At 67.8% G+C, this 24,071-nt stretch carries 23 protein-coding genes, 1 pseudogene and 1 riboswitch; of the genes and pseudogenes, 18 read left to right on the forward strand and 6 right to left on the reverse strand.

Features of this window, described 5'->3' with window-relative positions:
* Window positions 1–5 precede the first annotated feature (5 nt).
* Complete coding sequence (locus ABZV44_RS10915) at window positions 6–773, reverse strand: glucose 1-dehydrogenase (RefSeq protein WP_354834494.1); 768 nt, start codon at window positions 771–773, stop codon at window positions 6–8.
* A 184-nt stretch (window positions 774–957) separates the two neighbouring features.
* Here ABZV44_RS10915 and ABZV44_RS10920 point away from each other — a divergent pair, with 184 nt between their 5' ends.
* From ABZV44_RS10920 to ABZV44_RS10930, 3 genes are all read left to right on the forward strand, one after another.
* A complete protein-coding gene (locus ABZV44_RS10920; RefSeq protein ID WP_354834497.1) occupies window positions 958–1,512 on the forward strand; it encodes an HD domain-containing protein in 555 nt (184 codons plus the stop codon).
* A 46-nt stretch (window positions 1,513–1,558) separates the two neighbouring features.
* A complete protein-coding gene (locus ABZV44_RS10925) occupies window positions 1,559–2,467 on the forward strand; it encodes a LysR family transcriptional regulator (protein ID WP_354834500.1) in 909 nt (302 codons plus the stop codon).
* Between the two features lie 247 nt (window positions 2,468–2,714).
* Entirely contained in the window at window positions 2,715–2,990 is a 276-nt protein-coding gene (locus ABZV44_RS10930) for a hypothetical protein (RefSeq protein ID WP_354834502.1), read from the forward strand.
* Between the two features lie 174 nt (window positions 2,991–3,164).
* Here the strand turns inward: ABZV44_RS10930 and ABZV44_RS10935 are convergent, their stop codons facing one another.
* Entirely contained in the window at window positions 3,165–4,937 is a 1,773-nt protein-coding gene (locus ABZV44_RS10935) for an NRAMP family divalent metal transporter (RefSeq protein ID WP_354835304.1), read from the reverse strand.
* Window positions 4,938–5,279: 342 nt separating this feature from the next.
* A riboswitch (M-box (ykoK) riboswitch) is annotated at window positions 5,280–5,458 on the reverse strand.
* Window positions 5,459–5,601: 143 nt separating this feature from the next.
* Here ABZV44_RS10935 and ABZV44_RS10940 point away from each other — a divergent pair.
* Window positions 5,602–5,745, forward strand: coding sequence for a helix-turn-helix domain-containing protein (locus tag ABZV44_RS10940; RefSeq protein ID WP_354834505.1), 144 nt, complete (start codon window positions 5,602–5,604; stop codon window positions 5,743–5,745).
* A 7-nt stretch (window positions 5,746–5,752) separates the two neighbouring features.
* Window positions 5,753–6,001, forward strand: coding sequence for a hypothetical protein (locus tag ABZV44_RS10945; protein ID WP_354834508.1), 249 nt, complete (start codon window positions 5,753–5,755; stop codon window positions 5,999–6,001).
* Between the two features lie 60 nt (window positions 6,002–6,061).
* Here the strand turns inward: ABZV44_RS10945 and ABZV44_RS10950 are convergent, their stop codons facing one another.
* The gene (locus tag ABZV44_RS10950; protein ID WP_354834511.1) at window positions 6,062–6,415 is read right to left on the reverse strand and encodes a hypothetical protein; all 354 of its coding nucleotides are present in this window, start codon (window positions 6,413–6,415) and stop codon (window positions 6,062–6,064) included.
* Between the two features lie 130 nt (window positions 6,416–6,545).
* Window positions 6,546–7,966, reverse strand: a pseudogene (locus ABZV44_RS10955) (amidase).
* A gap of 81 nt (window positions 7,967–8,047) precedes the next feature.
* Between ABZV44_RS10955 and ABZV44_RS10960 the strand changes: the two are divergent.
* Both ABZV44_RS10960 and ABZV44_RS10965 read left to right on the forward strand, forming a co-directional pair.
* Complete coding sequence (locus ABZV44_RS10960) at window positions 8,048–8,686, forward strand: TetR family transcriptional regulator (protein WP_354834514.1); 639 nt, start codon at window positions 8,048–8,050, stop codon at window positions 8,684–8,686.
* A gap of 4 nt (window positions 8,687–8,690) precedes the next feature.
* Window positions 8,691–9,743: an AraC family transcriptional regulator gene (locus ABZV44_RS10965; RefSeq protein ID WP_354834517.1), complete on the forward strand. Its 1,053-nt coding sequence runs from the start codon at window positions 8,691–8,693 to the stop codon at window positions 9,741–9,743.
* A gap of 21 nt (window positions 9,744–9,764) precedes the next feature.
* On the opposite strand, the gene ABZV44_RS10970 is transcribed toward ABZV44_RS10965, so the two are convergent.
* Entirely contained in the window at window positions 9,765–11,135 is a 1,371-nt protein-coding gene (locus tag ABZV44_RS10970; protein ID WP_354834520.1) for an NAD(P)-binding domain-containing protein, read from the reverse strand.
* Window positions 11,136–11,435: 300 nt separating this feature from the next.
* Here ABZV44_RS10970 and ABZV44_RS10975 point away from each other — a divergent pair, with 300 nt between their 5' ends.
* The 4 genes from ABZV44_RS10975 (at window position 11,436) to ABZV44_RS10990 (ending at window position 15,646) form a co-directional block, all read left to right on the forward strand.
* Window positions 11,436–11,855: a YciI family protein gene (locus tag ABZV44_RS10975; protein ID WP_354834523.1), complete on the forward strand. Its 420-nt coding sequence runs from the start codon at window positions 11,436–11,438 to the stop codon at window positions 11,853–11,855.
* Between the two features lie 11 nt (window positions 11,856–11,866).
* Window positions 11,867–13,147, forward strand: coding sequence for a sigma-70 family RNA polymerase sigma factor (locus ABZV44_RS10980; protein ID WP_354834526.1), 1,281 nt, complete (start codon window positions 11,867–11,869; stop codon window positions 13,145–13,147).
* 95 nt (window positions 13,148–13,242) lie between these two features.
* Window positions 13,243–14,415 (forward strand): serine hydrolase domain-containing protein, encoded by a 1,173-nt coding sequence (locus ABZV44_RS10985; protein WP_354834529.1) that lies wholly within the window; start codon window positions 13,243–13,245, stop codon window positions 14,413–14,415.
* A 127-nt stretch (window positions 14,416–14,542) separates the two neighbouring features.
* A complete protein-coding gene (locus ABZV44_RS10990) occupies window positions 14,543–15,646 on the forward strand; it encodes a glycoside hydrolase family 43 protein (RefSeq protein ID WP_354834532.1) in 1,104 nt (367 codons plus the stop codon).
* A 2-nt stretch (window positions 15,647–15,648) separates the two neighbouring features.
* Here ABZV44_RS10990 and ABZV44_RS10995 read toward each other — a convergent pair whose 3' ends face one another.
* A complete protein-coding gene (locus ABZV44_RS10995; RefSeq protein ID WP_354834535.1) occupies window positions 15,649–16,662 on the reverse strand; it encodes an AraC family transcriptional regulator in 1,014 nt (337 codons plus the stop codon).
* 163 nt (window positions 16,663–16,825) lie between these two features.
* Here ABZV44_RS10995 and ABZV44_RS11000 point away from each other — a divergent pair, with 163 nt between their 5' ends.
* The 7 genes from ABZV44_RS11000 (at window position 16,826) to ABZV44_RS11030 (ending at window position 24,058) form a co-directional block, all read left to right on the forward strand.
* Window positions 16,826–17,347: a hypothetical protein gene (locus ABZV44_RS11000; protein WP_354835306.1), complete on the forward strand. Its 522-nt coding sequence runs from the start codon at window positions 16,826–16,828 to the stop codon at window positions 17,345–17,347.
* Between the two features lie 11 nt (window positions 17,348–17,358).
* Window positions 17,359–18,693, forward strand: coding sequence for a peroxidase (locus ABZV44_RS11005; RefSeq protein WP_354834538.1), 1,335 nt, complete (start codon window positions 17,359–17,361; stop codon window positions 18,691–18,693).
* Window positions 18,690–19,706 (forward strand): hypothetical protein, encoded by a 1,017-nt coding sequence (locus tag ABZV44_RS11010; protein WP_354834540.1) that lies wholly within the window; start codon window positions 18,690–18,692, stop codon window positions 19,704–19,706. The genes ABZV44_RS11005 and ABZV44_RS11010 overlap by 4 nt, the downstream gene beginning before the upstream one ends.
* 34 nt (window positions 19,707–19,740) lie before the next feature.
* Window positions 19,741–20,400: a GAP family protein gene (locus tag ABZV44_RS11015; protein ID WP_354834542.1), complete on the forward strand. Its 660-nt coding sequence runs from the start codon at window positions 19,741–19,743 to the stop codon at window positions 20,398–20,400.
* A 243-nt stretch (window positions 20,401–20,643) separates the two neighbouring features.
* Window positions 20,644–21,969 carry a saccharopine dehydrogenase NADP-binding domain-containing protein gene (locus ABZV44_RS11020; RefSeq protein ID WP_354835308.1) on the forward strand — a complete coding sequence of 442 codons (1,326 nt, stop codon included), beginning with the start codon at window positions 20,644–20,646 and terminating at the stop codon, window positions 21,967–21,969.
* 6 nt (window positions 21,970–21,975) lie between these two features.
* Entirely contained in the window at window positions 21,976–23,268 is a 1,293-nt protein-coding gene (locus ABZV44_RS11025; RefSeq protein ID WP_354834544.1) for an FAD-binding oxidoreductase, read from the forward strand.
* A 94-nt stretch (window positions 23,269–23,362) separates the two neighbouring features.
* Window positions 23,363–24,058, forward strand: a complete 696-nt coding sequence (locus ABZV44_RS11030) for a transporter (RefSeq protein WP_354834546.1) — start codon at window positions 23,363–23,365, stop codon at window positions 24,056–24,058.
* The last annotated feature ends 13 nt before the right edge of the window (window positions 24,059–24,071 follow it).

Consider the following 24,071-nt stretch of genomic DNA (forward strand, 5'->3'; position numbering starts at 1 on the left):
GAGTGCTATTGGCCCATCACGTATTTCACCGTCGGCCCGGCGGTCCAGCCGCCGTCCACCGCGAGTTCCGCGCCGGTGACGTAGGAGGACGCGTCCGAGAGCAGGAAGACGATGGCCGAGGCGATCTCATCGGCCTCGCCGACCCGGCCCATCGGGGTATTGGGATAGCCGCCCTCACCCTGCTGGATGCCGACCTGTGCGGTCATCGGGGTGTAGGTCATGCCCGGGTGCACGGAGTTCACTCGAATCCGGTCGACGCCGTTCTCGATGGCGGCCACCTTGGACATGCCGCGCACCGCCCACTTGGACGCGCCGTAACTGCCGGTCAGAGCCAGGCCCATGAGCCCGGCGGCGGAGGAGATATTGACGATCGAGCCGCCGCCCGCCTGCTTGAGCGCGGGCATGAAGGTCCGCATGCCCAGGAAGACGCCGACCAGATTGATGTCGATGACCTTGCGGAAGTGCTCTACCGATTCATCGGCCAGCAGCTCCCCGGTCGAGATGCCCGCATTGTTCACCAGGCCGTGCACGCTGCCGTCGAAGGCGTCGCAGGCCGCGGCCAGCGCGGTGGTCCAGTCGAGTTCGGAGGTGACGTCGAGGTGCTGATAGGCGGCCCGCGAGCCCAATTCGGCCGCCAGCGCCTTGCCCTCCTCGTCGAGCACGTCGGCGATCACGACATTCGCCCCGGCCCCGACCGCCTGCCGGGCGGCCGCGGCGCCGATGCCCCGGGCCGCGCCGGTGATGAGAATCGTCTTGCCGCTCAGATCGTGCATGGGAGGCTCCTTCCAGAGGAACCGGCGCACAGGCGTGGTGACCCGTTCGCCGGCCACACAGTTGGTTTGCTGAATAGTGTCCGATGCGTTCGGAATCGGCTCGGCGGCGCACCCGAATCCATATCGTTGATATATCAACTATTTCAACCGGGTGGCGGCGCGGGTATTCCCGTAGGGTGCGGGCGTGAACCGCGCGCCCATCGGCACCGTCGACGAACTCATGACCCTGCTGGCCGGCTGCGCCGACGCCTGGGACATGCCCGACCGCAGCGGCGATCCGGTCGACATCCTCGACCACGACCGGCAGTGCGCCGAGCTGCTGCGCCGCGAGTTTCCCGGCGATGAGGAACTCCAGGTGGCCGGGCTGGTGCACGACATCGGGCACGTGCTGGTGCCCGGTGACGACGCGGGACACGGAGTCCACGGCGGCGAGGCGGTCCGGGCCCTGCTCGGCGCACGGGTCGCGCGGCTGGTCGAACTGCACGTCGTGGCCAAGCGGTATCTGGCGGCCACGGATTCGGTACACGCCCAGGCGCTTTCGCCGTCGAGCCGGCGCACCCTGATCGCGCAGGGCGGTCCCATGACGCCCGCGGAGATCACGGCCTTCGAGCGCGATCCCGATTTCGCCGCGGCCCTCGCGCTGCGGCGCGCCGACGACGCGGGCAAGGTGGTCGGCCTGACCGTCCCTCCCCTCGAGACCTGGCGGCCGGTGGTCGAGCGGGTGGCCGCCGCTCGCTGACCGCGGGTCGCCGGGCCCGGCCGGGCGGCCTGCATAGACTCGCTCTGTGCCGTTGTCCCCGCGCGTCCCCGATCTGGCCGCCCTCGATCTGTTGTTGTCGGTGATCGAGCTGGGCAGTCTCGGGCGGGCGGCCAAGGCGCACGGCATCAGTCAGCCCTCCGCCAGCTCGCGCATCCGCTACCTCGAGCAGCTGGTGGGCGTGCCGGTGCTGGAGCGGACGACGCTCGGCTCGCGGCCGACGGCAGCGGGCTCGCTCATCGCCGAATGGGCGCGCACTGTCGTGGATGCGGCCGCCCGGCTGGACGCCGGGATCGACAGCCTGCGCGCGCAGCGGGATTCGCGGCTGCGGGTGGCGGCCAGCCAGACCGTCGCGGAGTACCTGTTCCCGAAATGGCTGGTGGGCCTGCGAGCCCGGATGCCGGACACCTCCATCGCCCTGGAGTCGGGCAATTCGGCCGAGGTCGCCAAGGCGGTGCTCGAGGGCCGGGCCGGAATCGGGTTCGTGGAGAGCCCGCGCCTGCCGACCGAACTGGAAAGCCATGTGGTGGGCCGGGATCGGCTGGTCGTGGTGGTCGCGCCCGGTCACCCCTGGGCCCGCCGGGCCGAGATCGACGCGGCCGAACTGGCGCGCAGCCCGCTCATCTATCGCGAACCCGGATCGGGCACCCGGAACTCCTTCGAGCGCGCCATGACCGCCGGAATGCCGGGCTGGGAGCCGAATGTCGCGCTGGAGCTGTCCTCGACCACTGCCATCAAGACCGCCGTCGCCGATGGCATCGCGCCGGCCGTGCTGAGTTCCCTGGCCGTGGCCACCGAACTGGCCGAGGGAATCCTGATGTCGCCCACGGTGACCGGTCTGGATCTGGAAAGACAGCTGCGTGCGGTATGGCCGATCGGACAGAAGCCGACCGGTCCGGCGCGTGATTTGTATGCCATTGCGCGCCGCCCACTCTGAATCGCCCGCGGGAGTTTCGGACGAACCTAGGGGAGTTTCCGCGCCATTCCGAGGGTTTTGTCCGCAGTGTTGACAGAGTGACGCCCATCACCATAGTGTTCCGGCGCAGGCCCAGAGAATTTCCGAAGGGCCGACGCTGCCTGCACATTTCTCTCGCCGATACAATGGCTTCGCTGAATTCGCAGCCCGAAGACACAAGTGCGCCAACGCCTCCCCGTGGGCGTTATCAAAGGGTTATGGTCACGGCATGGTGCGAACCGCCGCCGCTGCCGCAGACCCGGATGAGCCAGACATTCCGGCCACTGCTTCGCGGCCGAAGCTAGAGGTTGTTCCCGAATCGCCTGACCCCGAAGCGCCACAGTCCCACTCCTTCGGCGCACACGTCCTGAGCCCGGCCGATATCGAGCGACTGCCGTCCTCGGCCCGGCACCGCATCGCGGCCTTCATCCACCTGCAGGTGGCAACCCTGGAGGAGTGGCCAGAGCCGGTGCTGCCCCCCATTCCCGATCTCGACGATCTCTGACGGTCGTGCACCCCCGGTATTCCCCGAACCGGATTCGTCCAAACCTGTGTGGTGCCGTCCGATTTCATCCCGCACACTGCTGAGCTTCATCGACAACGTGAGCTTCATCGAAAACGGCCGCAGCCCAAGCGCATCGGTGATGATGTGCGGGAACTGCGGCCGCGCCGTGGTTGATCAGCCGCCGATGGACTGGAAGATCTTGACGCCCACCAGGATCACCGCGAGCAGCAGGTAGCCGCGCAGAGCGAACATGCCCACCGTGCGCGCCGTGGAGAACGCCGGTCGCGCCAGGGTGTCGAGCGCGGGGGTGCGCCAGGTGTCGCGGTCCGCCTCCAGAATGGCCTTGCGCTCGGCCTTGGTGAGGCGAGTGGAGTCCAGCTCCTTCACCTGATCCGGATCCAGTCCGCCCAGCTCGGCCGCGGTCCGCTCGGCCCGGCGCCGCCGGCCGCGCTGCCAGGCGATGAGCATGCCCGCCCCGCCCAGGACGCCGACCAGCGCGCCCGCGCCGAAGCCGATTTCGAGGGTCGTGGTGGTCAGGTCCGGGAAGAAGGTGGCCGCGGTGAGCGCGAGCGACAGCAGCACCAGCGACCAGACGATGACCCCGGCGACAATGTTCTGCCTGACCGTGTTCACCCACGGGCCGAGCACGGCCTTGTCATTGCAGAGCAGGACCAGGAACACCGTCGCCGACGGCAGCAGCACCCCGGCCAGCGCCTGCACCCCCTGGGTCAGCAGGCCCAGCACGTGATCGGGACTGAACGAGACCGCGGCGGCGACGCCGAGCAGCGCCGCGTATCCGAGATAGAAGGCCGGCGCCTCGGAGACCTTCCAGTGCAGCGAGTGCCGCCGGCCCAGGGTGTCGCCGAGGGCGTAGGTGGTGGCCAGACCGACGGCATTGGCGCCGATGAGCGAGGCGTCCAGCAGCAGGATGGCGAAGAGCGCGCCGGCGGCGGTGCCCACGTGGTCGTGCAGCGCGTGGGCGACGGCCCCGGCATCGGTGAAGCTGCCGGCCGCGGCCGTGCCCGCGAGGCCGAAGGTGGTCGCCGCCATGATGGCGACCGCGCCGACCATGACCACGACGATGCCGACCCACAGGTCGATGCGCTCGTAGCGGATCCAGCGGGGGGTGATGCGCTTGTCGACGATATTGGACTGCTGGAAGAACAGCTGCCACGGCGCGACCGTGGTGCCCACGATGGACACGATGAGCAGCAGCAGCGTCGAGTTCAGCCCGCCCGGGAAGGACGGCAGGAATCCGTGCGCGACCTGGGATGCCTTGGGGTGCACCAGGAATGCCAGCGGGAACATGACGATGTTCAGCGCGATCAGCCCGAACAGGAACCGCTCCCAGCGCCGGAACGAACCGCCGGCCACCATGGCGAACAGCGCGACCGCGGCCAGCGGCACGGCGACGCCCTTGGGCAGCCCGAAGTAGTTGAGCGCCATGGAGACACCGATGAACTCGGTGACGATGGTGAGCGCGTTCACGATGAACAGATCGCCGACGCTGAACGCGCCCCAGAACTTGCCGAAGCGGTCGAAGATCAAGCGCGCGTGGCCGACTCCGGCGACCGCGCCGAGACGGACCACCATCTCCTGGTTCACGTAGAGCACCGGGATCAGCAGCACCAGGGTCCAGACCAGCGCCATGCCGTAGTTCTGTCCGGCCTGCGCGTAGGTGGCCACGCCACCGGCATCGTTGTCGCCGACCATGACGATCAGGCCGGGCCCGATGATGGCCAGCAGCATGCGGAAACGCTGGAGGCGGGAACGGCCCTCGAGGGTGTCGTGCCGGCCGATGGAGCCGAGCGCGCCGACGATATCGCCGACATGCGCGCTGTCCATGACGGCGCCGGTGGGGTGGGCGTCGGCGGCGGGCCGGCCGGCTGCGGCGGGCACGGCGACGGTGGAGGTGCGGCGGCTGGAGCCGTTCGCGAAGAAGGCCATGGCCTGTCCCTCGCTTTCGATCATCAGGATGTGCGGGCGTGCGGAATACGCCCGGCCGCCGAGCGAGTTCGGGCACGGATCGACCGGCCCGGGGCACGCGCGGGCTACCGACCGGCGGTGGAACGCCGGGCACGCCTGTGCGGGAAACGGGTCAGCCGGTGACCGGAATGCGGCAAGCCGGGGACGTCAGGAGAGTGAAATCCGTACTCGGATACGGACTATCGCCGGAACTCATTGTTCGTCCCTCACCTCCTTGCCGCCGGGACGTACGTGGACGTCACTACATCGGGTGTCGCATCGCGCACAGCAGGAGGGATCTGGGCCCCGCAGAACGGCATGGACCCTGCACCCCTCTCGTCAGAGCTTCGGCACTGCACGACGTATCCGGGGGCTCGCGGCCCGGGAAGCCACTTCGGATCACCCCTTAATCCGGGGTGATCTGTCCTAACCCTGGGCGTCTCTCGACGTCGTCGGATCAGTGGCCTGTGTTCGTACAGGAGCCTCGCCTAGCGAGGTGCTGACTGGGCAATGGTGAGCCCGGCTGTTCCCCTTGTCAAATCCGGGCCGGTCGGTTCCTCGTAATCCCTTGTGCCCCAACCCGGTCCGGCCAAGACCACTCCGTGGCAAACATTCATGGCCACCCGGTCCGTTATCGCATCCGGCGGTGGCGACGCTCGTCGAGGCGGACATTCTCGAACAGTCGGTCCACTACCGGATCGAACGGATCGAACGCCTGACCGGGCGCGACCTGTCCCGCCTCGACGATCGCATCGATCTGCGGGCCGCCCTGAGGGCGGCCGGTGCATGATCGGTCGGTGTCCGAACTCAACAAGCACAATGTCGTCTACTTCGAAAGTGCCACGATGCGAGGGCTCTACGCCGCTCTCGACGAGTGGCAGCGGGCCAATAATCACCGGTTCCTGTCGCTCGGCATTCAGCAGGATGACGGGCTCTTCTGCTGCATTGCCCTGATCAATCCCGCCGAGGTGGTCATCACGAGCGCCGACGGCCACAATCACGCCGCCGTCAACCGATTCGGCCTGCTTTCCGTCACCTCCGACTAGCCGATCGTTGCCGGTTCAGTAGTTCAGTAGTTCAGTTCCGGGTCGTGGCCGGGTGACCGGTCACGACTCGATTCCACGTCGCGCCTGCCACGAACTGACCTGACGCGGACGCCATGCCCCGCGGACCAGGGGGTTGTGCCCATGTCGCCCGGCACGCTGTTCCCGCTTGAATTCGCGGAAATATTCGAAGCGGATCATCAGCAAACCCGAGACGATGAGCACCGCGGTCGCGATCGCGCCCAGTATCGCCCAGCCGTGGTAGCCGGACGCGGCGGCAGTGAGTGTCATGCCGAGGCATGCGATGCCGAGCAGGCACAGCACTAGAGCTGGGCCTTCGCCCGGGTCCTCGATGGCGTCACCGGGATGCGGATGCCAGTGCTCTCCGTTCGGCTTGACCGCCGTCACCCTGACCATGTCCCTACCTCCCTCGAACCGAGAAAACTCCTTGCCTGTAGTCCAGAATGCACCCGGTGTTGCGGCTACGTGCGAGTAATGTCCTGAAATTTCGGAGAGAATGCCTGATTCGCAGGCGTCATTTCAGGAATCATCCCAGCAATTGGCCCTCCGTCGGGAGGTGGATGCGCGGGAAAGGCTGTTCGGATTCGAGGAGATACGCCAGTTCGATAAGGGTCCGTTCGTCGCCGTGCGCACCGGAGAGCTGCACGCCGACCGGCAGTCCCGCGCCGGTGCGGCCCATGGGCAGCGATATGGCGGGGGTCCCGGCGATATTGTTCAGCGGTGTATAGCCCACGTAACCGGTGAGCCGCTCGATCAATTCGGGGAACGGAACCGTCGGTGAGACGAATCCGAGTTCCGGTGTGGTGTGCGAGAGCACCGGCGAGACGACCACTTCGTGCCGCGCGAACATCCGGGCGTAGGCGGCCGGCACCCGGCGTAGTCGCCGCAGCGCACCCGGGGTGCGGTGCCAGGTGCGGCGGTGATGGTCCCGCAGGCCGCGGGTGAGGCCGTCGGCCTTGGCGGCGTCGAAGGACCGGTCCAGGATGATCTTCCCGGTGCTGACCGCGAGATCGGCGAGCAATGCCCAGTACTGCACGAAGTCGGCGGCGAACTGCGCGGTGACCGGCAGCGTGATCGGCTCCACGACGTGACCGGCCCGCTCCAGCAGGCTCGCGGTGTGCTCGACCGCCGCCCGGGTGGGCACGTCGACCTCGGTGCCGGTCACACTGTGCATGATCAGCCCCACCCGCAGCCGGCGCCGGCCGGGCCGTGCACCGCCCCGACCGGTGCCAGTCTCGGATTGCGCCACACATCCTCGGCGGCGGCCACGAACGCCGCGGTATCGCGGACCGTGCGGGTGACCACGCCCTCGGAAATCATGTGAACGGGAAGGTGTTTCACCTGTTCACCGTCCACGTGCCGGCCGCGGCTCGGCTTGAGCCCGACCAGTCCGCCGCACGCGGCCGGAATGCGAATGGATCCGCCGCCATCGTTCGCGTGCGCGATCGGGACGACGCCCGCGGCGACGAGCGCGGCCGATCCGCCGGACGACGCGCCGATCGAATGGGCCAGGCTCCACGGGTTCCGCGCGGCCGGCTCGGTCATGTACTCGGTGGAGGCGTTGAAGCCGAACTCCGGCAGTCGCGACTTGCCGATCAGGGTCAGTCCGGTGCCGAGGAACTGGCGAGTGTAGGCCCCGTCCTTCGCGGCGGGCCGGGCCCGGAAGGCTTCGCTGCCATGATTCGTCGGCAGGCCCGCGACATCGGTGTTGTCCTTCACGAACGTGGGGACTCCGTACAGCGCGCTGCCGGGCCGGGTGGCGTAGCGCGGGGAGTCGTAGAGCGGGCAGGCGACCGCGTGCAGCTCGGGGTCGACCGCGCGGGCCCGGTCGACGGCGGCGGCGGCGAGCTCCCGCGGGCTCACCTCGCCGGCGCGGACCAGGTCGGCGAGGGCAACCGCATCGTGTTCGCCGAGGGCATCGTCGCGAAAGGCGTGGAGGGGCGTCATGCCGAGCAAGCCTAGAAGAACTTACAGACTTTGCCCAGGTAAATCTGTAAGGAATTACAGAGAGCGACTAGGGTGGGTGACGTGACCGAACGCCGCCATCGCCCGAGCGCCCTGGCTCGGCGAGCAGCCCTGCTCAAAGCCGCAGTCGAGGTGGCGGCCGAGGTCGGCGTGGCCGGAGTGACCCATCGCGCGGTCACCGAGAAGGCCGGGCTGCCGCTGACCACCGTCGGCTACTTCTTCGACTCGATCGACGCACTGACCGAGGAGGCGCTGCGCGTCTACACCGAAGAGGATGCCGACACCCAGATCGCGATCGCGGAGTCGCTCGCCGAGGCGCACGGTTCGCCCGACGAGATCGCGGCCGCCTTCACCGCCGCCGCAACGCCGCGCACACCGGAAACCCTCGCGCTGTTCGAGGCCTACCTGCACGCGGCGCGCCGGCCGGAATCCCGTGACGCGGTCACCCGCGCGCTGACCGCCGCGCGTCGGGCCGCCGCTGCGGGCGCGCGGGCGGCCGGGGCCCCGGATCCGGATGCCATGGCGCCCGCCTTCACCGCGCTGGCGCACGGGCTCGCGCTGCACGAGATGGCCTCGCCGGGTGCGCTGCCGCCCGACACCGTGCACGCGGCCTTCCGTGCGATGTTCCTCGGATTCCTGCTCGACAGCGGGCATATCGAGCCGGCCCTGCAACTCAGACGGCAGTCGGCGCCGCAGGAGTAGCGCCGTGACCGACCCCGCCGTGCGGCACCGGGACCGGGTGGACGCCCGGCTGGACCTGCCGATCATTCCGCCCGCCGTGCTGATCGGGGTCGCCGAGATCGGGCGGCGTGACGGTTGTGACGTCGAATCATGGTTCGCGGGAACAGGTTTGGATCCGGACCGCCTGGTCGCGGTGGAATCGGTGAAGGTGTCGTTCCAGGAAGCCGTCACCGTCCTGCGCCGCGCGGTGGAGGCGCTGCCCGGCCGGCCGCTCGGCATGCGGGTGGGCATGCGCGACACCCTGCTGTCGATGGGGATGCTGGGGGTGGCCATGCGCTCGTGCGCCACCGTCGGCGAGGCGCTCTCGGTCGGGATCGATCTGCATCAGGCCTCGGGGACCCTGATGGATGTGGAGGTCGAGCGCTCGGGTCAGGAGGTCGCGCTGCGGCTGCACGAGCGCCGGCCCGAACCCCGGCTGCTCGCCTTCCTGTGCGAGGAAGTGCTGTGCAGCGTGCTGATTCTGATGCGCTCGGTGCTCGGCCCGGGCTGGTCGCCGACCCGGGTGGAACTCGGCTATCCGCCCCCGCCGTACGCCGCCGAGTACCGTCGCTTCCTACGCTGCCCGGTGGACTTCTCCGCCGGAGCCAACCGCGCGGTCATTCCGGTTGCCGCACTGGAGGTTCCGCTGCCCACCCACAGTGCGCCGACCCGGACCATCGCCATCGAGGCCTGCCGGCGGCTGCTGGATGCCGGCCGTCCGGCCCCGGACATCGTGGTGGCCGTCGAGGCGGTACTCGAGCGCGACCTCCGCCATCCGCCGACCATGGCCGAGGTCGCCGCCCACCTGCATGTCACCGAGCGCACCCTGCGCCGCCGGCTCGCCGCCGCCGGTGCGAGTTTCAGCACGGTCCGGGACCGGGTCCGGGAGCGGCGCGCGATCTTCCTGCTCCGCCGATCCGGTCTGTCCATCGGTGCGGTCGCCCGTGCAGTCGGGTACAGCGATATCCGGGAATTCCGACGCGCGTACATCCGCTGGACCGGGCATCCGCCGAGTTCGGTACGGCGAGAACCGGAGTGAGCCCGGTGCCGTGCCGGGCGCTCAGGCCCGCACCTGCCGGACATCGCGGGCGGACCCGACCGCGTCGAACATGCCCGGGGTGAGGGTCTGCCAGCCCAGGCGCTTGCGCAGCGCGCCCAGGTAGCGGTGATACGCGCGGGCGTCGACGTAGGCGCGGTGGCGTGCGGTGGGCAGGAAGTTGATGCCGCCGTTGAGCTTCGGATGATCGGTGGCGATCAAGCGGTCGAACGCCGCCGCCCGCGCCGGGGCATGGTCCTGATCGTGCAGGTACTGCGCCAGCACATTGCTGATGTGATCGAACAGGGTGTAGGCGCTCGAATTGACCTCGAGATACCCCAGCCCGAACAGATTTTGATGCTGCTGGTTGAACGCGGAGAGATACAGATCCGGTCGTCCTTCGTTCCAGGTGAAATGCCGCTCGGCATAGGGGATCGCCCAGTCGTAGCCCGTGGCGTAGAGAACCAGGTCGACCTCTTCGCTGCTGCCGTCGGCGAACCGGACCCGAGTGCCGTCCAGGCTCGCGATATCCGGCCGGATCGCCACATCGCCGTGCTGGAGGTGGTGGACGAGCTGACTGTTGAGCAGCGGATGCGATTCGAACAGTTTGTGATCCGGCTCGGGCAGACCGTATTTGGTGAGATCGCCCTGAACGAGCCGGAGTAACGCGCGGAAGAACGGCCGCTCCAGCCAGAGCGGCAGCTGCGGCCCGGCATCGGCGAGCTCATCGCTCGGGATCCCGAGGACATGTTTGGGAATCACGTGATAGCCGCGCCGAATGCTGACGAACGCGGCGGCCGCATTGGCCGCGGCATCACACGCGATGTCGGCCCCCGAGTTGCCCAGGCCGACGATGAGTACCCGCTTGCCGCGGAACTCCAGCGGGCTCCGGTACTCCGACGAGTGCCGGATCTCGCCGGCGAATTCGCCCGGATGCCGGGGTCGGCGGGGTGCCCAGGTGACGCCGGTGGCGCAGATGACGGCCCAGTAGCGACATTGCGTGCCGTCCGCGAGGGTCACCAGCCAGTCGCTGCCGTCCTGCTCGACATCGGTGACCTCGGTGTTGAACCGGACGGTCTCACGCAATCCGTAGGCATCCGCGAAAGCCCGCGTGTAGTCGAGGATCTGCCGATTGCCCGGGTAGTCCGGATAGGTGTCGGGCATCGGGAAGTCGAAGAATCCCGAGGTCTTCCGCGACGAAATGAAGTGTGCGGACTCGTACATCGGTGAGCCAGGATTATCGAGATCCCAGATACCGCCTACATCGGAATGCCGTTCGAACTGGTCATAGGCGATGCCCAGGCGCTTCAGGGCCCGGGCCGCGGACAGCCCGGCCGGACCGGCGCCGACGATGCACACTCGCCGCTGTGCCGGTTGAGTTTCCTTGTCTGCCATGGACTCTCCATTCGCGTGCCGAAGAATGAGGGGATTCAACCCCCGGAGCCGCGAATCCAGGAGGGCCGATCCGGCCAGAAGAGTGGGGAAACCGGACAACCGGTGACCGGATCGGAACACTCGACGCCCCGGTGGTCGCGGCGCCGTACCGCGCGGTGCTCCAACAGCTCGGCGGCTGTCGCTGACCACTCGTGATCGGGCCCTGTCGAACTTTTTCGCGGCCGTGTCGATCTGTCGGGAGGTCGTTCGACCTTGGTGTGAGAGGGTCGGACAGCGACCCGCGACAAGGAGGACGATCCCGTGAAGTACATGCTGATCTGGCGCGCTGGCGACGAGGGCAATGCGGCCATGGCCGAGGCCGACTTCGAGAAGGTGCTCGAATCGGTCGGGCGCTTCAACGACGAGCTGATCCGCGCCGGGGTCCTGCTGGCCGCCGAGGGGCTCGACAGTGCGGAAGAGGGTGTCGTGGTGGACTTCTCGTCGGAGCCGCCGCTGGTCACCGACGGACCCTACGGCGAGACCAAGGAGCTGTTCGGCGGCTTCTACATCCTGAACGTGGCCTCCAAGGAGGAGGCCGTCGAATGGGCCAGGCGGGCGCCCTCGTTCGGTCCCGGATTCAAGACCGAGATCCGGCGCGTCACCACCATCGACGAATTCCCGCAGGACAACGAGTGGATCCAGAAGGAACGCGCCTGGCGCGAGGCCACCGGGCAGCTGTGAGCCGCTGAGCCATGGCCGACCCCACCGGTCGTGACGCCGTCGCCGCGGTGTGGCGCATCGAATCCGCGCGCATCGTCGGCGCCCTGGCCCGCTACACCGGCGACTTCACCCTGGCCGAAGACCTCGCCCAGGAAGCGCTGGCCGAGGCGCTGGTGACCTGGCCGCGCGACGGCGTGCCACGCAATCCCGCGGGCTGGCTGCTCACCGTCGGCCGGCGTCGCGCCATCGACGCCTTCCGCCGCCGCGCCACCCGCGACGACCGGTACCGCGCCCTCGCCCGCGACCTGGGCGAGGGCGGGGTCGCCACCGGCGGGACACCCGCGGAAACGCCAGGGGCGGAACCGCTCTGGGATCCCGATCAGATCGACGACGACGTGCTCGCGCTCATGTTCGTGGCGTGCCATCCGGTGCTGTCCCGCGAGGCGCAGGTGGCGCTGACCCTGCGCGTGGTCGGCGGTCTGACCAGCGACGAGATCGCCAAGGCCTTCCTGGTACCCACCGCGACGGTGCAGGCCCGCATCACCCGCGCCAAGAAAACCCTTGCGGCGGCACAGGTTCCGTTCGCCATCCCCCCGGCCGACGAACGCGCCGCCCGGCTCGGCTCGGTGCTGAACGTCGTCTACGTGATCTTCACCGAAGGCTCCTCGGCGACCTCCGGCGCACACCTGATCCGCCTCGACCTCGCCGCCGAAGCCCAGCGCCTCGCCCGGGTGCTGGCCCGCCTCGTCCCCGAGGAACCCGAGGTCCACGGCTTGCTGGCCCTGCTGGAACTGACCGCCGCCCGCTTTCCCGCCCGCACCGACGCCAGCGGCCGGCCGATCCTGCTCGAACACCAGAACCGAAGGCGCTGGGACCGGGCGGCCATCCGCCGCGGCCGCGCCGCCCTCGACCAGGCGGCCCGCCTCGGCCGCGGCCTCGGCGCCTACGGTCTGCAGGCCGCGATAGCCGAATGTCACGCCGTCGCCGACTCCGTCGAGGCGACCGACTGGTCCCGCGTCGTCCTGCTCTACGAAGCCCTGGCCCGGCTCTCGCCGTCCCCGATCATCGACCTCAACCGGGCCGTCGCCGTCTCCATGGCCGAGGGGCCCGCCCCTGCCCTAGGCATTGTCGACGACCTCAGATCGGCTGCGGCCCTTCCGAGTTCCCATCTGCTCCCGAGCGTCCGCGGGGAACTGCTCGCCAGACTGGGCCGGACAGCCGAAGCCCGAACCGAATTCGACCTCGCCATCGCCCTGTGCGGCAACGACCAGGAACGCACCGTGCTCGAAGCCAAACTCGCCGAACTGGATTGACCAGCTCCTCGGGTCGGGCTCCGGGATTTCCCCCATTCCGATTCTGGGGATGTGCCGGATTACGCCGGGGCGGCGGCGAAACTAGCGTTTCCGCCATGACTTCGACTCTGCGCGGGCGCCTTTCGGTTGCCCTCGGTGCCGCCGCGTTACTCGTAGCCGAGATGGCCACCGCGGTCGCCCAGCCCGCCGGGCCCTCGCTCGCGGAGCAGTTGCGTCAGGACACCGCAGCGATCCACGCCCTCGGCATCAGCGGCGTGCAGGCCCGCGTCATCACGCCCGACGGTGGACAATCGGTAACCACCAGCGGCACCGCCGACCTGAACACCGGCCTCCCGGTCTCCTCCGACGGCTACTTCCGCATGGCCAGCACCGCCAAGACCCTGGTCGCCACCGTGGTTCTCCAACTCGAGGCCGAGCACACGCTGACTCTCGACGACACGGTCGACCGCTGGCTGCCGGGAGTGGTGCAGGGCAACGGGAACGACGGCAGCCGGATCACCATTCGCCACCTGCTCCAGCACACCAGCGGTATTCACGACGACCTGCCCGGATACACCACGCCGGAGGAGTACTACCAGCAGCGCTACGACCTCTACAGTCCCGAGGCGCTGGTCGCCCGTGCCATGGCCCAGGCGCCGGACTTCCCGCCCGGGCAGGGCTGGCAGTACTCCAATACCGGATATGTCCTGCTCGGCATGATCATTCAGCAGGCCACCGGCCGACCCGCTCACCAGGAGATCGAAGCCCGCATCGTCGGCCCGCTCGGGCTCGATCAGACCCGGTGGACCGGCGCCTCGCCCACGCTGCCCGAGCCGCGCGCCCGGGCCTACCAATTCTTCGGTCCCGGCGCCGAGGTGGACGTCACCGATCAGATACCCGTTGAGCACGAGACCCTTTCGTGGGTCACCACCACCCGGGACGAGAACAGCTTCTTCCGCGCGCTGCTCGGCGGCCGGCTGCTCCCGGCCCGGCAGCTCACGGAGATGAAGCAGACCGTCCCGGTGAGTGCGGAACTCCAACAGCTGTGGCCCAGTGGCCGATACGGCCTCGGCCTGGCCGAACGCCCCCTCAGCTGCGGCGGAACCTACTGGAGTCACGAGGGCGGGGACGGCGGCTACATCGCTCTCAACGGCGTCACCGAGGACGGCATGCGAAGTGCTGTGGTGTCCATGTCCGAGGCGCGCGGCGACACCCCGGAACACGTCCTCGAGCAGGAGAACGTGGGCAGCGCCTTGATCGACCACGCGCTGTGCGCCGGGAACCGGTGAGCGGCGCGGCCGATCGTTGCGGAGTCCCAGCGAATCGCTGTGCAGTCCTGCGGCTTTCCGTTTGTGATTGAACTCGCCGACGACGGCGTCGAGACTGAATTCTCGACGTTCGCTGGAGGTGGTGCTGGTGAGTTGGCGAAGAGCCGCCGGGCTGGTCGGTGTTCTGACGGTGGGCGTCGGAACGATGGTCGCGGGGGGCAGTACACCGAAGGCCTCGGCAACCGGGGCGCATAGCGAGGAATTCACCAATCCGGTGCTGGCCGCCGGGGCCGACCCGAGCATGACCTACTACCAGGGCCGATTTCACCTGGTGCAGGGGGACTTCTACAACGACGACAACATCGTGATCCGCAGTTCGGACACGCTCGGGGGACTGGAGGAGAGCGAGCCGGAGGTGGTGTGGGAGCACCCCGACTGCCCCGCCCCCGCCTGCACCAAGATCTGGGCTCCGGAACTCGTGCACATCGGCGACCGGTGGTGGATCTACTTCGCGGGGCAGGAGGACGACCGCAACGAGACCCATCGGATGTACGCGCTGCGTTCCACTGGAAACGACCCGACCGGCCCCTACGAATACCTCGGGCCGCTGAACCTGCCCGGCGGCTGGGCCATCGACGGCACCTATCAGCGGTACGCGGGCGCCGGCTACTTCTTCTGGTCCTGCCTGCGCGACCCCGATGACACACGCGTACAAGACATTTGCGTGGTCCGCATGGCGGATCCCATGACGCCGATCGGCGACCGCGTCAGCATCGCAACACCCACCGCCGCCTGGGAAACCGTCCCCAACGACGCGGACCTCCTGATCAACGAGGCCCCGCAACCCCTGATCGCACCCGACGGCCGCCTCTTCGCAACCTTCTCCGCCAATGCCAGTTTCGACGACACCTACTGCCTGGGCCTCCTCGAACTGGCGCGCGGCGGCGACCCCATGGACCCCGACGCCTGGACCAAATCCGCCGGTCCCGTGTTCCCCGGCGGTCCCGGCGCCATCGCCCCCGGCCACAACGGATTCCTCACCATCGACGGCCGCCCCTGGATCACCTACCACGCCCGCCTCGAACCCGGCACCGGCTGGCCCGGCCGCAGCATCCGCGTCCAGCCCATGTACTTCGGCAAGGACGGCCGCCCGCAATTCGGCACGGCCTTCGCCCCCGGCGACCCCATCGTCATCGACGGCAAAGACCACAACGCTCCGGGAACCCCGGTGACGCCCGAGCCGTGGCGCTGAGGTCAGGTCGCCTCGGCCGATGCCCGGGTGCGGCGCCACTGTGCCGGGCTACAGCCGTGCTGTTTGCGGAACCATCGGGAGAAGTTCCCGGGGGCGGAGAAGCCGAGGAGTTCGGCGGTCTCGGTCAGGGAGCGGCGCGGGTTGGCGACCATGTGGCGGGCCAGTTCGGCGCGGGTCGAATCCAGTAGTGAGCTGAAGGTCTCACCTTCGGCGGCGAGGCGGCGGTGGATGGTGCGGCGGTCGACGCCCAGGCTGCGGGCCACCTGCTCCACCGAACAGCGGCCGGTGGGGAGGAGCAGTTCGATGAGCTCGCGGACGCGTTCGGCGGTGGTCGCGGGACGGACCGGGTGGACGGGGTCCAGCAGCCGCTGGGTGTAGGCGCGCAGCTGTGGATCCGCCATCGCATTGGGTGCATCGAGATCGCTTGTGTAGGTGAGGATTCCATTGAAGTCCTGCTCGAAGGTCACCTGCGGTCCGAAGACCCGGTGATGGGCGCGCAGATCGGGCGGGGCGGGGTGGGTGAAGCGGACCTCCACCGGCTGCCATGGGGCGCCGATGAATCCGGCGAGTAGGCCGTGCAGCACGCCGACCGCGAGTTCGACGGATTGGCGGGTGTCGCCGGGCTGCCCGATATCGAGGGTCAGCCGGATGGTGGCGAGGCCGTTCTGTTCGGTGAGGCGGGTGTGCAGCGCCTCGTTGTACGTGTCCTCGTGCCGCGACATCACGGTCAGAGCGCTGCGCACGTCGGGCTCCTCGCGGACCACCAGGCTCAGCGGCCCCAGATTGGCGAAGCGGCGGCGCTCGGCCAGGCGCAGCCCGAAATCTGCGCAGTTCGTCGCGACGGACGAGTGCTCGAGCAGCTCGGCGATCGCGGCGGCGGGCACCCAGCGGTCCTGCAGGCTCAGACCGGCCGGGTCCAGGCCGGACGTGCGCAACAGCCCCACCGGGTCGATGCCGAGCGATCGGCACAGCTCCACGTATTCGTTCAGCGCCGCGTAGCGGGCCAGTGGTTTCACCGATTCTCCGACGTCCCGAAATGATCAGCATCCTGTCCCGTAATGATAAGCGGGTGGTCCCTGCGCTGCCTACTGTGGGTTTCGTTCCAGCTACCGAAGCCAGATCGAAGGAAGGGGCGACGACGTGGCCACAAGCAACGTGGATTGGTCCAAGCCAGCAGCGATGGCCATCCCCGAGACGGGGTACTTCGAGTACGAACAGGGGCGGTACGGGCCGGTCTATCCTCGTACTCCAGCTAACTATGGGTTTTCCATCGTCGCCAAGGTCAAGCCGGGTCATGAGGCGGCGATCCGGGAGCACGGCAAGGTCATCCAGGCCGCGGTCGAACAGGATCCGACTGTGCTTGCGCCGCTGCGGCTGCACTATCTGCGGTGGGTGCTGTTCGATATCGGCGACGGCCTGACCTTCCAGTACCAGGGCATCTTCGATACCGACTTCGACAAGTACCTCGAGGACGCGCTCGACCTGTTCCTGTCCACGGGCATCACCACCGCCTTCGTGAATCTCGAAGGCTTTCCCGAGGATTGGCGCACCAATCGGGCCGCCGCCATCGAATTCTTCCGCAAGCACCAGTTCCCGAGCTTCCTCGAATACGGCGAATACCCGTATGTGACCTCCGACGAGGTCAAGAAGGCCCTGCGGCTCAAAGCGGCGTTCTCCGACATGCTCGACGAGATGCAGTAGCGGGGGTCGCGATGCTCGAATTCGACGATATCCAGCACATCCTGCTGACCCGGGTGCCGGCGCTGACCGGACGCTACGAGTTCCTGTCCTTCACCGACGCCGCCGATGCGCGCGCATGGCTCGCCGCCATGGCCGACCGCGTGCCCTCGGTCGCCGACCTGCAGGACTCGGTGGACACCGACAAGCAGTGGGTGTCCGTGGCTTTCACCTGGACCGGACTGCGCGCCCTGGGCGTCCCGGACGACGCGCTGGCGAGTTTCCCGGAGGAATTCCGCCAGGGCATGGCCGCCCGGGCCGAAGTCCTGGGCGATACCGGGGCCAACCATCCAGACCATTGGATCGACGGCACCGCCGGTGACGAACTGCACGCGATCGTCATCCTCTTCGCCCGTGACGCCGCCGAACGCGACCGACGGGTGGCCGAACACGATGCACTCCTCGCCGCCTGCCCGGGTGTCACGGTGCTGTCGTCGCTGGATCTGGAGGCCGTACCGCCGTTCGGCTACGCGCACGACCACTTCGGTTATCGGGATCGCTTGTCGCAGCCGGTGATCGAAGGTACGGGGGAGGCGCCCACGCCGGGCAGCGGCGCACCGCTGAAGGCCGGGGAGTTCATCCTGGGTTACGACGACGAGAGTGGGCCGCCGCTGGATCTGCCGCAGCCCGAGGTGCTTTCGCGCAACGGCACCTTCATGGCCTATCGCCGCCTGCGCGAACACGTGGGTCGATTCCGTGACTTCATGGCCGAGCACGGTGACACCGCCGACGAACAGGAGCTGGTTGCGGCAAAGCTCATGGGCCGCTGGCGCAGTGGCGCGCCGCTGGTCCTCGCCCCGGAGACCGACGATCCGGAACTGGGCGCGGATATGAGCCGCAACAACGATTTCAACTACAAACAGATGGATCCGCACGGCTACGCGGTGCCGCTCGGCTCGCACATCCGGCGCATGAATCCACGTGATACGGGCGTGAACATGCAGCGCCGCCGCATGATTCGCCGCGGCGCAACCTATGGGCCGCACCTGCCGGAGGGAACCCCAGACGACGGCGCCGACCGCGGCATCGCGGCCTTCGTGCTGTGCGCGAGCCTGGTGCGCCAGTTCGAGTTCGCGCAGAACGTGTGGGTCAACGACACGTCGTTCCACGAACTGGGCAACGAGCGGGATCCGATCATCGGCAACCAGGACGGCACCCTGGAGTTCAAGATTCCGAAGCGTCCGATTCGCAAGACCATCACCGGAATTCCGGCGTTCACCAGTGTCCGAGGCGGCGCCTACTTCTTCCTGCCAGGGCTGCGCGCCCTGCGCTACCTGACCACTCTCACCGATATCGAGGCAGCAGCATGACGTCGTTCACCCCGGCCCGCACCTACAACCAGGCCCACCTGGCCCGCCCCTACACCCCCGGCAAGCGGCGTATCAGCATCTACTGGTCGTGGAGCTATCCCTGGGAAGCGCAACGGGATACGGCCGAACTGGACAACCGCTTCTCCACCATGACCGAGGTGCGCCAGGCCACCTGGCCCGCCTATGAGACGCCCGAATACGATGCCGCGCACTTCCTGCAGGGCATCGCGGGCACCCTCGAACTGTTCCACCGCTCCACCCTCGACTTCCAGCGGGTGGCCGGGGAAGTGACGGGGCATCCGGTGGCGGTGTTCCAGCGCATCGACCAGGCCGGATTCAAACAGCCCATCGATGAACGCATCCTCGCCGACACCGACACCCTCATGGTGTTCGGCCTCGATCACCTTCTCGCGCAGGAGGAAGCGGCTCCCGAGGAGATCACCGCGATCCAGCAGTGGCTGCAGCGCGAGGGCACCTGCCTGCTCCTCGCCCCGCACCACGACGTCGGCTTCACCGATGATCTGAAGCAACGCCAGATCGAGTTCGAACACCATGGTGATCCGCTGGTGCCGCGCCAGCAGCGGTTCGGCGCCTACACCCGCTCGCTGATGACCGCCCTGAACGTCCCGGTGCACAACGTCTACGGCCTACGGCCCGCCGTCGTCGAAGGCACTCGCTCGATCGCGCCGCTCACCTCCTTCCGTGACCTCGACACCCCGCGCTTGCTCGACGACGTCACCACTTTCAATTTCCACCCGCACCTGCCCCACTACGAATTGACCGAGCCCGAAAGCGATTCGGTGCGCCTGCTCGCGCGTCAGCCCATCGAACTGTCCCGTCCCCACCCGTTCATCGAGGCCGGCAACACCGAATTCAATACGTTGTTGTGGCTGCCCCCCACCGTCGAACGTGCCGGCGACATCGTGATGGCCGACTCCACCAACTTCACCACCCTCTTCGGCGGCACCGACAGCCTCGCCAACTTCTGGCGCAACCTCGCGGCGATGAAATGACCCCGGCTGCGAACGGCGGCCCGATGCCGCAGAGGTGGGACCTGTGATCGGAGACCTGCTGCCACTGGCCATAGGCGTTGCGCTGTCACCCATTCCGGTGGTGGCGGCCATCCTCATGCTGCTCTCCACCAACGCCGGCCGGGCCAGCGGGGGCTTCGCGCTCGGCTGGGTAACGGGCATTCTGATGGTCACGGGGCTCGTGACAGCCGCGGCCGCATCCGGGTTGATGAGTTCGGCGGGCCGGCCCTCCACCGCGGCCGCTGCGATCAAGATCGCCATGGGCCTCCTGCTGGTGTTCATCGCCTTCCGTCAATGGCGTAGCCGCAAGGACGATTCGATACCGGGCTGGATGAAAGCCATCGACGAACTCGGCGTCGCCAAGGCTGCCGGCTTCGGTCTGCTGCTGTCGGTACTGAATCCGAAAAACCTGCTCCTGTGCCTCACGGCGGGCGTCACAATCGGCACCTCGGGGCTGAACCCGGCCGGCACTGCCGCGGCAATCGCCGTCTTCGTCTTTCTGGGCGCGGCATCGGTGGTCGTCCCGGTGGGCGGCTACGCCGTCGCGGCGAATCAGCTGCGCGGCGCGCTCGCCCGCTTGAAGAACTGGCTACAGGCGAACAACCACACGGTGATCGCCGTGGTGTTCATGGTGATGGGCACCACCGCCTTCGCCAAGGGCGTGAGCGGATTCTGACCAGAGACTGATCGCACTGTGCCACACAGTGTTTCACCACCGTCCCGGGTCGTCGGCGGAAGTTCGACGACCCGAGACGGTCTCATGCCGTCGTTACACGGTTCGCCGCACTCTGCGGTCGAAACTCCGGCCCACTTCCACACCCCACCGGTGTCGACCAGGTGAAATGTCGATCATGTATCGGCCAAATTAAACTTACAGAGCGTCATTGACACTGCGTAAGTATGGCTCTAGCCTGTGACCATGACCACAGCAAAGAGAATTGTCTTCATCGGCGCGGCAGGTGACATGTGCCGCGTGGCGATCGATCGCTTCGCCAAAACGGCCGGGGGCGGCGGCTGGAAGTTGGAGTTGTACGACCTCCGGCCGGAGGCGCTCGAGGCGTTCGTCGCGACATTGCCGGCCAAGGAAGTGACGGTCGGCTCGTTCGATCTGTTCGACGGGGTCGCGCTTCGCAACGCGATCGAGGGCGCCGCACTCGTCGTGCTCGGCGCGGGGCCGTACAACCGGACCGCGGAGCCGGTGATGGAGGCGTGCCTCGAGAAGCGAGTGCCCTATCTCGACCTCGACGACGATGAGGAAAGCACCCTCGCCGCAATGGAGCTCGATGCCCGGGCGCGGCAGGCCGGCGTGCCGATCTTCGTCGGATGTGGCGCGTCACCCGGACTGACCAATGTGATGGCGTCCGACGCGGCCCGCGATATGGACACGGTCGAGCGCATCGATGTGTGCTGGGTGACCGGCGACGAAGGGCCGGTGCCGTACGGGCGCGCGGTGCTCGATCACGCGATTCGCGGCTATGCCGGCCCCTGTCACACCTGGGAGCACGGACGCTCGGTGACTCATCAGACCTTCCTCGAAACCGATGTGTTCGCGCTGGGCAACAGCTTCGGCGATGGCTACCGGTTCTACGAATGCGCGCATCCCGAGGCGGTGACGATGCCGCGGCGCTGGCCGGGCGCCGACCGGATTCGGGTGCTCGGTGCGCTCGATCCGCCGCCGGTCAACGGCATCATGCGCGGGATCGCCGTGGCGGTGCAGGAGAACAAGATCTCGATGGACCAGGCGATCGATTTCGTCAACGACGTGATGACCGACAAGACCGGCTCGCTCCGGGTGTGGAAGCACGCGTTGTCGGGGCTGTGGGGCACGGTTCGCCGCGGCGAGATCGGCGCGCGCGAGGTGCTGAAGTACCTGGCGACGGCTGCAGCCGGCAAACATCCCGCGTTCCGCGGGACGAACTATGTGCGCGTGATCGGCAAACGTGATGGGGAACCTGTGGTTTCGGTGCGTCGAGTGCCGGTCAGCGGGCCTGGCACCGCCTGGACCGACATGGCCTCCGCCACCGGTTCGGCGACCGCGGCATTCATGGTGCTGGCCATCCAGGAACTGGGCGATCTGTCCGGCGTCCTGGCGCCCGAGGACTGGGCCGAGCCGGAGCTCTTCTACCGGACGTTCGCCAAGACCGGCGGGGCGCAAGCCCATGAGGTCGTCGAGGCGCTGGTCGCACCGAGCTCGGCGGTGACATCGCGCAAGGTGAGTGCCTCGGCCGATCAGGGCGGGCGGTGACGGCACATGGATCTCTTGACTGAAACCGGTTGGGCCGCACCGCGCATCACCGGCGAGCCCGCACTAGCCGGCGACATCACGTGCGACGTCGCCGTCATCGGGGGTGGCGTCGGCGGCATGACCGCGGCGCTGCGGCTCGCCGAGTCCGGTGCCGACGTCGTGCTTCTCGAAGCCGAAACCTGCGGGTGGGGTCCCAGCTCACGCAACGCCGGCTACCTGACCAACTCGATCGCGGCCGACCCGGCATTGCTGGCACTGCTGTTCAGTCGTAGCAAGGTCCGGGCGCTGTTCCAGTTCGCCGAAGCCGCAGTGGAATTCGCCCAGGAAACCATCGAGCATCGTGCCATCGACTGCGATTTCGAGAAGGTGGGAATCGTGCAGGCCGCGGTGTCGAAGGGACAGCTTCGCAAGGCCCGGCGGAACGCGAAGATCATGGCCGAGGCGGGGTCGTCGGCCGAGTACGTCGACGGGCGAGCGGCGGGCCTCCCGGACGGCTTTCTCGGAGGTATGCGGGAAGGCGTCGGCGGAACCTTGAATCCGGCCAAGTTCGTCCTCGGATTGCGCGGCGCCGTCCTCGCTTCGGGGGCAAGGGTTTTCGAGCACTCTCGGGTGCAGGACGTCACCGACAGCGACAGTGCGGTGATCATCGCGACGGCCAATGGCCGGGTGCGTGCCAGGCAGGCGCTGCTCACCACCAACGCCTACACCAAGAACCTCTCGATCGCGCCGCGTCGGTTGGTCTCCCCGGTATGGACGTCCCTGGTGGAAACCGAGCCGATCGCCCCGGAACGCCTGGACGAAATCGGCTGGACCAGTAGGGCGCCCATGGTGACCGCGCACATGATCCTGGAGAGCTATCGCGTCACCCCGCGAAACTCGATCGTCTTCGGTACCCGGCGCCTGGAGACGACCAGCGGTCCGCTGCTCGCCCGGACCCCGTCGACGCGCGTCGTCGACGACCTCGTACGTGGCTTCCGTGACCGCTTCCCCGGGCTGCACGACGTCGCGCCGCAACGGGCGTGGGGCGGCTGGATCGGCATGAGCTCCTACTGGCTGCCCGTGGCGGGGGAGGCCTCGCCCAACGTGCTGTATTCGCTGGCGTGCAACGGGCACGGCTTCGCGCAAGCCCAGTATGTCGGCCACATGCTGGCCGGTCGGCTCTCCGGCGAACCCATGGCCGAGGACCTGGAAACCATCTGGCACGGCCGCGGGCGCTTCTGGCCCAGCTTCGTCAGCGGACCGGCACTGGAACTCGGCTGGTTCGGTGACCGTCTGTCCGACCGGTTGGCACGCCTCTGATCAGCGACGGGCCCGGCAGCAAGCGGGGCCCGTCGAATACGGCCGCCAGGCCTTCCGGACACGGCCGCCAGGCCTTCGAACACAAGAGATGAACATGGACATCAAGAACTTACTGCTGTTACTCGCCGATCTCTGGATGATCTTCGCCGGGTTCACCTATGGCTCGAAATTCATCAGGAATTTCCGCAATTACCTACTCGGCCTCGAATGGATCATCGTTGCGACCTCCGGCACCAATTTCTTCTTCTTCGCATTGCTGGGCGCTCATCGGACCAGTCCGATGTACCACATCGCGCTCTTCTTCGACGCGTTCTCCAGGGCGGCCGGAATCACGTTGATTCTCATCCTGGGTTTGATGAAGGTGACCCACCGCTACAAGCCTTCGCTGCCAACCGATATCGCCGTCTTCGCACTCGCCACCGTCGCGGGCCTGTACTTGTCGATATTCGCCGACCGGATAGGCGTCGCCGGGGCGACCTTCTATGTCGTCGTGAACGTCATCACGTCCGTGTTCCTGCTCTACTTCGTGCGACGGCTCTGGAATATCGATGAGCGAGGACAGGCGATCGGGGTGGTCCTTGCCACCGCGGCGGCATTCGTCATCGCCGCGACGTACGACTTCTATCACATTCCCGGCGATGACGAGAACCACACGTTCTTCTATATCGGTGCACTCGCGACCTGGGGATTCCAGATGATGATGTACTACTACGCCTACCGCGCGCTGCACCGCCACAATGAGCGAACGGAATCCGATCAGCCCGTGGTCAGCCGGGGACTGTCCCGATGACGGTGGATCCTGG

Source organism: Nocardia sp. NPDC004860 (genome assembly GCF_040609015.1).
In the GTDB taxonomy this organism is placed as follows: domain Bacteria; phylum Actinomycetota; class Actinomycetes; order Mycobacteriales; family Mycobacteriaceae; genus Nocardia.